The following is a 12,972-nucleotide window of genomic DNA, read 5'->3' as shown; positions in this document are numbered from 1 at the left end:
GATCCTCGCGCCGGGCGGCGCGGTCACGGCGCCACGAACGCCGGCCCGTGCGGCCGCAGCCGGATGCCCGGCTTCAGGCGCCGCCAGGGCAGGTCAGCAGGGTCGGCGGTCATGGGGCCGGGGGCCTTCGCCACCAGCACCGCGTGTGCGATCGGCTCGAAGTCCGCGCGGAAATGCACCGAGCTCTTGTTCACGAGAATCTTCATGCGTTCGGGCTCGATCCCGGCCACGCGGTACAGATTGCGGTCCAGCATCTGCGCCTTCGTCGAACTCACGGCCACATGCACGCCGCCAATGCGCAGGCACGCCACCGGCCCAAGCTCCACCTGCATGCCGTGCATCATCGGGCCGTCGTAGCGGCAACTGCCCTCCGAAAGCGCAATCACCTCGAAGCGGCCCGTGAACGGCTCGTCGCCAGGCGTGCCGCTTTCGCCGCCCAGCGTGAGGTCGAGTGTCGCGCCCACGCCCACAACATGCGCGCGCGCCGCCGCCTCTGGGTCGAAGAACAGGCCGAGCGCGGCGTCCTGTGCGTTCGCCTCCACGAGTGCCCGCAGCATGCCAGCCGTGTTCGAGTCGGCGCCGGCGCCGGGGTTGTCCTGCGTGTCCGCGATCACCACGGGGCCCTGCGCCCGTGGGTCGGCGGCGAGGCGAAGCGCTTCGCTTACAGCGTCGTCGGGTGCGAGGAACGGCACTTGCCAGCGCGCCTCGTCGCGCAGCATGCGATCGTAGAGTTGCGCGACCGCGGCTTCCACCGCGTTCGCCTCGTCGCCGTGGCCCCAGATCACCGGGCCGCACTCGGGAAAGTCGGCGGCCGGAAAGCCCGGCGCGAACGAGAGCGAGTGCACCGCGCCGCGTTCGAGCTCGCCCAGCAGCGCATACATCGAGCGCGAGGGTTCGAGCAGCGTGCACATGCCGTTGATCGGAATGAGAAAGGGCAGGCGGCGCGCGGCTTTTGCGAAAGGCTTCGCGCGTTCGAACAGCGCTTGCAGCAGCGTCGCCGCGCGCTCGCCAGTGGCGGCCATGTCGACGTGCGGGTAGGTGCGATAGGCGACCAGCGCGTCGGCGTTCGAAAGCATTTGCTCCGTTATGTTCGCATGCAGGTCGAGCGAGGCCACCACCGGAAGCCTGGGGCCCACCGCGCGGCGCACCCGGGCGAGCAGTTCGCCTTCGCCGTCGTCGAAGGCTTCGCTCACCATCGCGCCGTGCAGGTCGAGGTAGACCGCGTCGAAGCCGCCGCGCTGCACGGCCGCGACGATCTCGCCGGCAATGCGCTCGTAGGCGTCGGCGCTCACGTGCGCGGAAGGGCTCGCGCCAGCCCACACCACGGGCACGAGACGCCAGTTCGCGGCTTCGGCTGCGCGGATGAAACCGCCAATCGGCAAGTTCACGTCACGCAGCGCGAGGAGCGCGTCGCCGCGCGGCAAGGCAGGATGGCCTTCGCCGCGCTCGAAATTCGCATACGTCGCCCTTGAGGGTGCGAAGGTGTTGGTCTCGTGCTGAAAGCCGGCAATCAGGACGGTGCGCGGCGCTTGTGGTGGTTGGGTCGTTGCAGTGCTGGTCGACAAGTGTCGTCTCCGTTTGGCACACGCGCGCGTGGGTGCGTGCGGTTGGCGCACCCGGGGCGCTCAGGCCCAAGGTGTGTTCGAGAAGCAGGCGGGTCGCGGGCGGCGGCGTGCCGCCCACAGGTCGCTCAGGGCTGGTTCGCCGTGGCGAATGCGTCGCTGCTCGCGTTGCGCGGCGATGCATGGCTACGCGGCACGCGGATCGCCATCAGCAGGCCCGCGCCGATCACGAGCAGCGCCACCATTACGTAGAGCCCCGCGTGCAGCGAGCCGGTCGCGGACGTCGCGAAGCCGATGATCGTCGGGCTCAGGAAGCCGCCCAGCAGGCCGATCGTGTTGATGAGCGCGATGCCGCCCGCGGCCACGTCGCCTTTCAGGTACTCCGAAGGAATCGCCCAGAACACGGTATAGGCGGCCCACATCATGAGCGTCGCGATCGTCATGAAGAGCAGCGAGGCGACGAGGTTGCCGCCCGCCATCGTCGCGATGGCGAGGCTCACGCCGCCTGCAAGCGCGGGTAGCGCGCTGTGCCAGCGGCGCTCGCCACGGCGGTCGGAGCTGCGGCCCACGATCACCATGCCGATCACGGCGGCGAGATAGGGGATCATCGAGTAAAGGCCGATACGCATCGTGTCGGTCACGCCGTCGGCCTTGAGGATACTCGGTAGCCAGAAGTTGACGGCATAGATCCCGCAGATCACGCAGAAGTAGGCCGCGGCCATCAGGTAGATGCGCGGGTCGGCGGCCACGCTGGCGAACGATTGATGCCCTGTGTGGGCCGGCGCGTGCACCTGCGTTTGCAGCATCGCGCGTTCTTCCGGCGAGAGCCAGCGTGCGGTATCGGGACGGTCGGCCAGCACGAACCACGCGAGCACGCCCAGCACGACGCACGGCAGCCCTTCGATGAGGAACATCCACTGCCAGCCCGCCAGACCGAGCGTGCCGTGGAACGCCGTCATGGCCCACCCCGATAGCGGGCCGCCCACCACGCCCGAAAGCGGCCCTGCCGTCATCACGATGGCGATGGCGCGCGCCATGCGCGCCTCGCCGTACCAGTACGTCAGATAGAAGATCATGCCCGGCGCGAAGCCCGCTTCGAATACGCCCAGCAGAAAGCGCAGGCCGTAGAAGGTGGGGACGTCGCGCACGAACATCATCGCGGCCGAGGTGAGGCCCCATAGCACGAGAATGCGCGCGATCGTGCGGCGCGCGCCGATCTTCGGCAGCAGCAGGTTGCTCGGTATTTCGAAGAGCACGTAACCGAGAAAGAAGATGCCGGCGCCGAGGCCGTACACGGCGTCGGAAAGCCCGAGGTCGCTCTGCATCTGCAGCTTTGCGAAGCCGATGTTGAGCCGGTCGAGACAGGCGAACAGATAGCAGATCAACAGAAACGGCAGGATGCGCCAGTTCAGGCGGCCGTACAGGGACGCAAGGGCGGCCTCGCGGGGGGCGGCCGGTTTCGTGGGGGCGGTGGACACGGACAGACTCCTTTGAGTTGGACTGTGGGCTGCCTTGCTGGGGTGCGTGCGGCTGGGTAATGCGGCCAGATCATCGTCGGCAGTCAATAAAATGCAAGCAAGAGCAACCGAAGTTACGTAAAGTTGCCTTTTGGGCAACGCTAGAACGAGGGGTAAGGACGACGCCATGCGGGAGATCAACCAGCGCCGCCTGCGCTACTTTCATGAAGTGCTCACGCAGGGCTCGATCCGGGGCGCCGCGGACAACCTGAACACGGCGGCCTCCGTCATCACGAGGCAGATCCGCTTGCTCGAAGAGGAGATCGGCGCGCCGCTGTTCGAGCGTCGCGCGCGCGGCGTCGTGCCTACCGAGGCTGCGCAGCATCTCGTGGAGTACTGGCGCGGCTGCCAGGCGCAGCAGGAGCAGTTCGAGCGGCATCTCCAGGCCTTGCAGGGACTGCAGCAGGGGCAGGTCCGCATCGCGACGAGCGAAGGCTACGTGGACGGCCTGATGGACGAGGTGCTCACGGCGTTCTGCGAGCGCTATCCGCGGCTCGACGTCGGCGTCGACGTGCTGCCAGTCAATGACGTGGTCGGCGATGTGGTGGAGGGGCGCGCGCATATCGGGCTCGCCTACAACCCGCCGGCGCATCCGCATATCGAATACTGCGCGAGCGCGCCACAACCCGTCGTGGTGCTGGCGAATCCGGCGCATGCGCTCGCGCGGCGCACCCAGCCCGTTCGCGTGGAGGACCTGGCGCGCTATCCGCTCGCGGTGATGCCGCCGAGCTATGGGCTCGGGCAGATCGTGCAGATGCTCGCCTATGCCGACAACGTGCACCTGAACGCCACGCTTACCACCAACTCGCTCACGGTGCTCAAGCACTTCGCAAAGAAGGGCGACGGCATCACGCTCATGGGGCCCTTTGCGGCCATGAACGAAATCGGCTCGGGCGAACTCGTTGCGCTGCCGGTCGCGCACCCGCTCTTTCAATCTGCGAAGGCGCGCATGCTGGTGCGTGCGGGGCGGCCTTTATCCGCGGCCGCGCAAGAACTGCTGCAATGGATGATGGCGAGCCTCAGCGCATTTCGCGAACGCGTGTGAGTGGCGCGTCACGCGGCATGTCACGCACGGCGCGATCGGCCGAATTATGCGTAAGTCATCATTTCGTCATACCTAAGCGTCGATAATCCACCGCGAATAAATTGGCCAACGTGTCCCGAGCCGCGCAACCATAGCGCGGCCGGCGCGACGTAGGCCCGGGGATTTCGACATGACCATTCGTCACCGCATCACGCTACTCATCGTCCTGATGTTCGTCGCGTTGTCCGCCATCGGCGGCTACGCGGCCTGGCAGGCCCGCCGCAGCGCCACCGACGTTCGCCTGGTTACCCAGGGCGTCGTGCCGAGCGCCCTCGCATCATCCGACCTCGTGGCGCTCGTGAAAGACGTGCAGCTCGCCACCATGACGCTCGTCTACGCACCCGACGCCACGGTTGCCTCGCTCGCGCAGAACGAACTCAAGGACAAGGAAGCCGCGCTGCGCGCCGCGCTCGACGTGCAGCGCAAGGCGGCTGCGAGCCACGCGCAGGAAGGCCTCGTCTCGCAGGCGCAGGAAAGCCTCGCGAACTACTTCTCCGCGATCGACGACACCGCGAAGATGAAGGCGAGCGGCAAGAACGAACTCGCGCAGGCCTATCTTTTCGCGAACGTCGCGCAGTATCGCGACGAACTCGAAGGCATCGTCACGACGATGCGCGTGGAAAAGAACCGCCAGAAGGATGAAGCGATCCGCACGCTCAACAGCGCGCTCGACACCACGACGAGCGCAATCGCCGGCGTGACGGGCGGCGCGATTGTGCTGCTTACGCTGATCGGCGCGTTGCTGTACCGCCAGATCACGCGCCCGCTCTCGCGCATGCAGGCCATGATGAGCGAGATCGCGTCGAGCCAGGACTTCACGCGCCGCGTGCCCGTGGGCCGCATGGACGAAATCGGTCATTCGATCGTCGCCTTCAACGGCATGATCGAGAAGATCCAGCACAGCTCCGCGCAGCTCAAACGCAAGACCGCCGACATTCAGGCGATGCTGCAGAACATGCAGCAGGGCATTCTCACGGTGGTCGAAGGCGCGACGATTCACAACGAATATTCGGCGTATCTGGAGGCAATCTTCGAAACGAACGAGATTGCGGGCCGCTCGCTCATGGACCTCGTGTTCTCGCATACGGATCTCGACGCCGACACGCTTTCGCAGATCGACGCCGCCGTGCACGCATGTCTTGGCGAAGACGACGTGAACTTCGCGTTCAACCAGCATCTGCTCGTGAATGAAATCACCCGCACGCTGCCCGATGGCCGCGCGAAGGTGCTCGACTTGAGCTGGTCGGCGATCACCGACGAAAACGACGTGGTCGTGCGCCTCATGCTGTGCGTGCGCGACGTGACGGAACTGCGCGAACTCGCGGCCGAAGCCGGCGAACAAAAGCGCCGCCTCGAAATGATCGGCGAAATTCTCGCGGTGAGCGAGGAGAAGTTCCAGCATTTCGTCGACAGCTCGACCAGCTTCATTCACGAAAACGAGCACATCATTCGCCAGCACGACTGCGCGGATACGGGCGCGATTGCCGCGCTGTTCCGCAACATGCACACGATCAAGGGCAACGCGCGCACGTACAGCCTGCAGCATCTCACGGGCGTGGTGCACGAGGTCGAGCAGCGCTACGACGCGCTGCGCCGCGAAGATACGAGCCACACGTGGGACCAGCAGGCGCTGATCGCCGATCTGGAGCGTGTGAAGTCGGCGCTCGAGCACTATTCGAACATCAACGAGGTGAGCCTTGGGCGCGGCACGCGTGCGGCCGGCGCGCCGGGCCTCACCGTCACGCGCGAAGCGATCGAGCAGACGCTGCGCATCGTCGATCGCACCGACGACAACGACCTGCCCGCACTTCGCGCGATGCGCGCCGAACTGCGCGCCACGCTGCGCACGATCGGCACCGAGCGAGTGGCCGATGCGCTCGCGGGCGTGACCGGTTCGCTGCCCTCGCTCGCTCAGGAACTCGGCAAGGTCGAACCGGTGGTGAAGATCGAGGACAACGGCTATCGCCTGCGCAGCGAGGCTGCCGGCACGGTGAAGAACGTATTCATGCACCTGCTGCGCAACTCGCTCGACCACGGCATTGAAATGCCGGCGCAACGCCGCGCGGTTGGCAAGGACGAGCCGGGCCACATCGATATCGACGTGAACGTGCAGAACGGCGCGCTGCACATGACGCTCGCCGACGACGGCCGCGGCCTCGCGCTCGCGCGCATTCGCAGCATTGCGGTGGAGCGCGGCTGGCTTCAGGCGTACGAAGCGGTGAGCGACGAGGCAATCGCGGCGTTCATTTTCCGCCCCGGCTTTTCGACGGCCACGAACGTGACCGAAGTCTCGGGCCGTGGCGTGGGCATGGACGCGGTGCGCGATTTCCTCGAACGCGAGGGCGGTGCAATCGAACTGCGTTTCACCGACGAGCGCGCGGGCAGCGATTACCGGCATTTCCAGACCGTCGTGCGTTTGCCGCAGCAGTGGGCAGTGAAGATGGCGGATGCATCGCAAGCAAAGCAAGAGGAAGCGCTGGCGGGTTAGCGCATGGCGGGGGTGGCAGTGGTCTTACCGTATTTGATTGAAGGCGCGGCTATCGTTGCGCTGGCGGCCGGCGTGGTCGCGGTGTGGCACAAGCGCGCGCAAATGCTGGCGGCGAACGCGGCGCGTGCGCAGGAAGCGGCGCACGCGGGTGCGCTTGCACAGGCGCAAGCGCACCACACGGCTCAGCAGGAAGACGCGGCGCGTGAACACGCCGACTTGACCGCGCAGATCGAGTCGTTGCGCGCGGAACTCGCACAGCGCCGCTCCGTGGCCGACGCACTCGAAGCGGCGCTCGCCAGCGAGCGCGCGCAGCGTGACGACGCGATGCAGCACGCGGCGCGTATTGCGAGCGAGGCCTCGCGCCTGAAGCTCATGTCGTCGACGTTCGAGCGCTGGCACGAGCAGATGATCTCGCTGATGGCGCAGAACAACGACATGCACAAGAAGAACCAGGAGCTGTCGTCGATCGTGAGCCATGTGCTCATCGTCTCGCTCAACGCTTCGATCGAAGCGGCGCGCGCGGGCGCGGCCGGGCGCGGCTTCTCGATCGTGGCGGGCGAGGTGCGCTCGCTCGCCACGCGCTCGCAGGAACTGTCGAAGAGCTATCGCGACAGCCTGAACCGCAACGACCTGATCACGGCCGCGACGTTCCAGGACATCCAGGCGGGCGGCAAGATGATCGCCGCGACGCTCGCGAGCGTGGAAGCTTCGTCGCAACAGTTGCATCACCAGCTTGAAGCGACGCGCGCCGGGGCGCACGCATGATCGGCACGCACGCGAAGGACAGCATCGAGCGGATTTTTTTCGCGGCTGCGCGCATGCGTCTCGTGACCGACGCCCAGCACAGCTGCGAAATCGAGCCTCGCGTGGGTGAGGCGCCCCAAGGCGAGCACCTGGTCGTCCTGACGATTTCGTCGATGCAGTTTCGCCTGCTCTTGCTCCTGCACTTCGAAGACGACGAGTGCACGCAGCGCTATTACGTCGGCGATGCCGCACGCGGGCTCACCGAATGCTTCATGGAGTTCGGCAACCTGTGCTGCGGGGCGATGAACCAGCAACTGGTCGAGCATTTTCCCGACCTCGGCATGTCCACGCCCTATGCGCTCAGCAGCGGCTGCCTGCCGTATCTGCGCGAATTGAAGCCGGATTACGTGCAGTCGTACGCGCTCACGATCGATCACGACGTGCGGCTCGGCGCCACGCTGTGCGTATGCACGCAGGCGCCGCTCGATTTCGTGGCGAGCACCGCCGCCGTTGAAGCGCGCGACAGCGCGGGTGAACTCGAATTGTTTTGAAGGCAGAGAAAGGAACCATGAACGCGAACAAGCCAGTCAGCAAGCTGTTGCTGCTGGAAAGCGATACGGCGCGTGCCGAGGCGATTGCGCAAACGGCAGCGGGGCACGATTGCGTGTGCGTACCGGTGCGGCGCGAAGCGCTCTCGGCGGCGCTGAAGACGCACTACGATCTGGGCGGCGTGCTGCTCGGCGAGGACTTCGGCGGCACGTTCGAAGCGGCAGCGGCGGTGGCCGTCGCGCTCCAGGCCGAGCGCCCCGAACTGCCGGTCATGTTGCGGCGCGCAGCAAACGCGCACAGCGATGCGTTGCCCGAACCATTGCGCCGCTTGCCGCGCGCAAGCTGGTACGAAAGCGCGCCGGAAACGCTGGTCGCGGCGCTCGAAGCGCACGTGTTCTCGCACGACTACCCGGACCCGCTCGTGGACGGCATCACCGACATGACGCTCGGGCGCCTGCGCGGCCTGTTTCCAGACCTCGAAGTGAACTGGGACACGCCGAGCATCGTGCGCGACCGCATCATCTTCGGCGAAGTGCTGACGCTGATTCCGATCGAGACGGCATGGTGCCGCGGCTGGCTCCTGATGCAGACCGAAGAGACGCCGCTGATCGAACTGCTGCCGCCGCGCGCGGGCCGCGACGAAGCGAGCGACTTCCGCGACGTGAACGGCGTGCTCGCCGAACTCACGAATCTCGTGTGGGGGGCGTTTCGCAACCGCTATCTGGGCAACGCGCGCGCTGCCGACGAAGCAGGCTGGGGCCGCGCGCAGGTGCAGGTGCCGCTGCTCATCAATCACCGGCGGCGCTATTTGTCGTTTGGCTCCGACAATCCGCAGTTGTGCATCAAGTACCGGCTCACGTGCCCGAATACGGGCCGCGAAGTGGTGATAGACCAACGCTTCGTGTTCAGCCTCGGCTGGTCGCGCGAAGGGTTTGACGAGACGGCTGCGCAGGCCGCGGCTGCCGCTGTTGAAGAGCAGGCCAGCGGCGAACTCGAATTATTTTGATCAAAGACGCGCCATACGCGGCGCGAAGGAGATGAACAGCATGGCAAAGATTCTGGTGGTGGACGATTCGAGCACGGTGCGCGACGAAGTGGCCGGCTTTCTGCGCAAAAACGGCCTCGACGTGGACACGGCGGTGGACGGCAAGGACGGCCTCGCGAAGCTGCGCTCGAACCCGGGCGTGAAGCTCGTGGTGAGCGACGTGAACATGCCGAACATGGACGGCCTCACGATGGTCGAGAAAATTCGTAGCGAACTGGCGAATACGGCCGTGAACGTGGTGATGCTGACCACGGAAAGCAGCCCCGCGATGAAGGAGCGCGGCAAGGTGGCGGGCGTGCGCGGCTGGATCGTGAAGCCTTTCAAGGGTGAAGCGGTGCTGGAAACGTTCCGTAAGCTGGCTAACTGATTTCTTGCGGCGCTGCATTTCACGGCATTACATTCCCTAACAGCGGCGGCGCATTTTGCCGAGCGCAAAGCCGCGAATGTTACGGCGTTAAAAACCCCAATACATTACCCATTGTTGCTGCCTGGTCGCGCTGCTCTAATCCGCCGTCCCCTATGTACGGAGCGGTCGGAAGATGGGCGAATCGCAGGCGATCGCAAGCTTGGCTGTTCCGTTGTGGGCGCAGCGCGCGCTAGGCGCGCCGCCGCTCTCACTGGAACGTCAGTGGCAACTCTCGCAAAGTGGCAACGAAGTGTATCGCGCGCGCATGCCGGATGGCAGTTCTCGCGTACTGCGAATCAGCGCGCATGCGCGGGCATTCGTGCACACGGGCGAGAATCTCGGCGTGCTGCGCGAACTGGGTTTGCCCGTGCAGACGGTGCTTGCGCAAGGGGCGACGCCCAAAGGTGCGGCCTTTATCGTGCTTGACTGGCTGCCTGGGCGCGACCTTTATTACGTATTGCCGGAACTGAGCGGCGCACAGGCGGCTCGGATCGCCGCGACCGTGACAGATTTCCAGCACCGCGTTGCCGCGCGCGAGACGCCGGCGAATGGCGGGTTCGGTTGGGTCTCGCGCTTCGGCGCACACCGCAATCACACGCGCTGGACCGATATCTTTGGCCAGCCCGCGCCGCACCAGGTTCACGTCGAGATGCGCGAGCGCCCCGACGCCACGCCGCTCGACCGTTGCCGCGGGCGCCTCGGGCTGTTGCGCGCCTCGCTCGAAGACTATTTCGCCGCGCTCGCGCCGGTCTGCTTTCTGCACGATCTGACAATCAAGAACATCCTTGTTCAGGATGGCGAAATAAGCGGCCTGATTGATTTCGATTCCGTTTGCTATGGCGACCCGCTGATGGTCCTTGGCGTCACGCTGGCTCATCTTGAAGCCGACGTAGGCGAGGCGGGGCGGGCCTATGGCGAGGCGCTGCTGCACTGCTGGATGCCGCAGGGTGTGCAGATGCGCGCAACGTTCTTCTATGCCTCGCTTTGGGCTACGGGCTTTCTCTCCATCGCGCATGATGCGGGCGATGCCGAGCGGGTCCAGGCGCTCGTGCCGGTCGTCGAGCGGCTCCTTGCGATGGCCGAAGGAGCCGCCTAGGGCGGTCTTTCAGGCTGCCGCGAGTTCAGCGTCGGCCGATGCCGATACGTCCACCTTCGCCGGGCTCAGCAGCACCGGAATCGACTTCGAAGTCGGCGTGCCCGCGCCGTCGGCGATAGAAGAGAGCGGCACGAGCGGATTGGTCTCGGGATAGTACGCGCCGAGGCAGCCGCGCGGAATGTCGTATTCCACGAGCATGAAGTCTTCGACGTGGCGCTCCACGCCGTCGTCCCACACGCTCGTGATGTCCACGTGCTGGCCTGGCTCGAAGCCGAGCATCGCCATGTCCTCGCGGTTCGCGAACAGCACGCGGCGCAGGCCATACACGCCGCGATAACGGTCGTCGAGACCATAGATCGTCGTGTTGTACTGATCGTGAGAGCGCGTGGTCATGAGCGTCATGAGCCGCGAACCATGCTCGGCGCGCGCGCGGTGGATGGGCGTATCGAGTGCGATGGCGTGCACGACGAACTGCGCCTTGTTGCTAGGCGTTTTCCATACGCGGTCGCGCGAGGCCACCCCCAGGTGGAAGCCGCCCGGGTGTTTCAGGCGCTCGTTGTAGTTCTCGAAGCCGTCGAAGACCTGCTCGATGCCGTCGCGGATCTTCGCGTAGTCGGCGGCGAGGTCGAGCCAGTCCACCTTGTCGCTGCCGAGCGTGGCGTGCGCCATGCGCGCGACGATGGCGATTTCCGAAAGCAGGTTCGTCGAAGCGGGGCGGTTCATGCCGTACGAGATGTGCACCATGCTCATCGAGTCCTCGACGCTCACGCCTTGCGGCACGCCGTTTTGCAGGTCGATCTCGGTGCGGCCGAGCGTGGGCAGAATGAGCGCGTCGTGGCCGTGCACCAGATGGCTGCGGTTGAGCTTCGTGGTCACATGCACCGTGAGTGCGCACGCGCGCATTGCTTCCCATGTGCGCGGCGTGTCGGGCGTGGCAATCGAAAAATTGCCGCCAAGACCGATGAACACCTTCACGTGGCCTTCGAGCATCGCGTGGATGGTTTCGACAACGTCATAGCCGTGCTCGCGCGGCGGCTCGAAGTCATAGGCCTTGCCGAGGCGGTCGAGAAACGCCTGCGTGGGCTTTTCCTCGATGCCGACCGTGCGGTCGCCCTGCACGTTCGAATGGCCGCGCACGGGGCACAGGCCCGCGCCACGGCGGCCAATATTCCCGCGCATCATCATGAGGTTCGAAAGCAACTGGATCGTCGCCACCGAGTTCTTGTGCTGCGTGAGGCCCATGCCCCACGTCGAGATCACGGCCCGGCCCTTTACATAGATATCGGCGAGCTTGAGCACTTCTTCGATCGGCACACCCGCTTCGGCCAAGATCGTGTCCCAAGATTCCGCGCGCAAGTCGGCGGCAAAGGCGTCGAAGCCAACCGTATGCTCGGCAATGAAATCGGCGTCGAGCACGCGTTCGGTGCCGTTCACCAGCGCTTCGTCGTCGAGTTCGATCACGCGCTTGGCCACGCCCTTGATGAGCGCGAAGTCGCCGCCCACGCGCGGGCGGATGAACACGGAGCTGATCTGCACGCCCTTGGGCGAGAGCATGTCGAGCGTGTGCTGCGGGCTCGCGAAGCGCTCCAGCCCGCGCTCTTTCAACGGATTGATCGAGACGATGGTCGCGCCGCGCTTCGCGCATTCGCGCAGCTCGCCGAGCATGCGCGGATGGTTCGTCGCGGGGTTCTGGCCGAAGATGAGCAGCGTGTCGGCGTGCTCGAAGTCGTCGAGCGTGACCGTGCCCTTGCCGATGCCGACCGTGCCCGGCAGGCCGCGGCTCGTGGCCTCGTGGCACATGTTCGAGCAGTCGGGGAAGTTGTTCGTGCCGTACATGCGCACGAACAGCTGGTAGAGGAACGCGGCCTCGTTGCTCGCGCGACCCGAGGTGTAGAACGCGGCGCGGTTCGGGTCGTCAAGCGCGTTCAGGTGCTTCGCGATCAGCTTGAACGCGTCGTTCCACTCGATCGGCACGTAACGGTCCTGCAGCGCGTCGTAGACGAGCGGGTCGGTCAGGCGGCCATGCTGCTCAAGCTCATAGTCCGATTGCGCCATCAACTCGCTAACGGTGTGCTCCTGGAAGAACTGGGGCGTCACGCGCTTGCTGGTCGCCTCCGCCGCCACCGCCTTCACGCCGTTTTCGCAGAATTCGAACGTGGACGCGTGCTCGCGATCGGGCCATGCGCAACCGGGGCAGTCGAAGCCGTCGGGCTGGTTCTGCTTGAGCAGCGTGCGGTAATTGCCGCCCGTCACCTTCTCCTTGATGAGGTTGATGGCGACCTGCTTGAGCGCGCCCCAGCCAGCGGCGGGGTGGTGATACGGCTCGATGCGACCTTGCGGCTTCTTCATGATGCGGTTGGCTTTTCGGTTTCGAGGGCGGTCTGCCCGATGACTCAAGGCTACTGTGTTCCTGTGCCCCCGGAGATCACAGAAAAACCGAAAAGCAAGGGGTACAGTTGCGGCGTTTTGTCATAGACTTGC

General features: G+C 65.6%; 10 protein-coding genes. 7 read left to right on the top strand and 3 right to left on the bottom strand.

The genetic code is table 11. From position 1 onward, the window contains the following. Positions 1 to 23: 23 nt before the first annotated feature. The gene (locus FAZ97_RS23190) at positions 24 to 1,565 is read right to left on the bottom strand and encodes a M81 family metallopeptidase (RefSeq protein WP_233271748.1); all 1,542 of its coding nucleotides are present in this window, start codon (positions 1,563 to 1,565) and stop codon (positions 24 to 26) included. A 125-nt stretch (positions 1,566 to 1,690) separates the two neighbouring features. Then, entirely contained in the window at positions 1,691 to 3,040 is a 1,350-nt protein-coding gene (locus tag FAZ97_RS23185; protein WP_158760725.1) for an MFS transporter, read from the bottom strand. Between the two features lie 166 nt (positions 3,041 to 3,206). Here FAZ97_RS23185 and FAZ97_RS23180 point away from each other — a divergent pair, with 166 nt between their 5' ends. The 7 genes from FAZ97_RS23180 to FAZ97_RS23150 all read left to right on the top strand — a co-directional run bounded on the left by FAZ97_RS23180 (position 3,207) and on the right by FAZ97_RS23150 (position 10,491). Beyond that, positions 3,207 to 4,124, top strand: coding sequence for a LysR family transcriptional regulator (locus FAZ97_RS23180; RefSeq protein ID WP_158760724.1), 918 nt, complete (start codon positions 3,207 to 3,209; stop codon positions 4,122 to 4,124). A gap of 169 nt (positions 4,125 to 4,293) precedes the next feature. Beyond that, the gene (locus FAZ97_RS23175; protein ID WP_158760723.1) at positions 4,294 to 6,651 is read left to right on the top strand and encodes a HAMP domain-containing protein; all 2,358 of its coding nucleotides are present in this window, start codon (positions 4,294 to 4,296) and stop codon (positions 6,649 to 6,651) included. Positions 6,652 to 6,654: 3 nt separating this feature from the next. Then, a complete protein-coding gene (locus FAZ97_RS23170; protein WP_233271747.1) occupies positions 6,655 to 7,416 on the top strand; it encodes a methyl-accepting chemotaxis protein in 762 nt (253 codons plus the stop codon). Further along, positions 7,413 to 7,946, top strand: coding sequence for a hypothetical protein (locus tag FAZ97_RS23165; protein WP_158760722.1), 534 nt, complete (start codon positions 7,413 to 7,415; stop codon positions 7,944 to 7,946). Before FAZ97_RS23170 ends, FAZ97_RS23165 begins: the two co-directional genes overlap by 4 nt. 17 nt (positions 7,947 to 7,963) lie before the next feature. Continuing rightward, entirely contained in the window at positions 7,964 to 8,950 is a 987-nt protein-coding gene (locus FAZ97_RS23160) for a chemotaxis protein CheX (protein WP_158760721.1), read from the top strand. Positions 8,951 to 8,990: 40 nt separating this feature from the next. Continuing rightward, complete coding sequence (locus tag FAZ97_RS23155; protein ID WP_158760720.1) at positions 8,991 to 9,356, top strand: response regulator; 366 nt, start codon at positions 8,991 to 8,993, stop codon at positions 9,354 to 9,356. A gap of 199 nt (positions 9,357 to 9,555) precedes the next feature. Beyond that, a complete protein-coding gene (locus FAZ97_RS23150; RefSeq protein ID WP_158760719.1) occupies positions 9,556 to 10,491 on the top strand; it encodes a phosphotransferase family protein in 936 nt (311 codons plus the stop codon). Positions 10,492 to 10,500: 9 nt separating this feature from the next. Here the strand turns inward: FAZ97_RS23150 and FAZ97_RS23145 are convergent, their stop codons facing one another. Continuing rightward, positions 10,501 to 12,840 carry an FdhF/YdeP family oxidoreductase gene (locus FAZ97_RS23145; RefSeq protein ID WP_158760718.1) on the bottom strand — a complete coding sequence of 780 codons (2,340 nt, stop codon included), beginning with the start codon at positions 12,838 to 12,840 and terminating at the stop codon, positions 10,501 to 10,503. Positions 12,841 to 12,972: the final 132 nt, after the last annotated feature.

It is taken from the genome of Paraburkholderia acidiphila, from assembly GCF_009789655.1.
GTDB lineage: Bacteria > Pseudomonadota > Gammaproteobacteria > Burkholderiales > Burkholderiaceae > Paraburkholderia > Paraburkholderia acidiphila.
Note: the sequence above shows the minus strand (reverse complement) of the source record. Positions and strands in the feature narration are given on the sequence as shown.

What these genes read in the sequence shown, in the direction of transcription:
- FAZ97_RS23155 (WP_158760720.1), top strand. Translation starts at nt 8,991, where the DNA reads ATGGCAAAGATTCTGGTGGTGGACGATTCGAGCACGGTGCGCGACGAA.
- FAZ97_RS23180 (WP_158760724.1), top strand. Translation starts at nt 3,207, where the DNA reads ATGCGGGAGATCAACCAGCGCCGCCTGCGCTACTTTCATGAAGTGCTC.
- FAZ97_RS23175 (WP_158760723.1), top strand. Translation starts at nt 4,294, where the DNA reads ATGACCATTCGTCACCGCATCACGCTACTCATCGTCCTGATGTTCGTC.
- FAZ97_RS23170 (WP_233271747.1), top strand. Translation starts at nt 6,655, where the DNA reads ATGGCGGGGGTGGCAGTGGTCTTACCGTATTTGATTGAAGGCGCGGCT.
- FAZ97_RS23160 (WP_158760721.1), top strand. Translation starts at nt 7,964, where the DNA reads ATGAACGCGAACAAGCCAGTCAGCAAGCTGTTGCTGCTGGAAAGCGAT.
- FAZ97_RS23165 (WP_158760722.1), top strand. Translation starts at nt 7,413, where the DNA reads ATGATCGGCACGCACGCGAAGGACAGCATCGAGCGGATTTTTTTCGCG.
- FAZ97_RS23145 (WP_158760718.1), bottom strand. Translation starts at nt 12,840, where the DNA reads ATGAAGAAGCCGCAAGGTCGCATCGAGCCGTATCACCACCCCGCCGCT.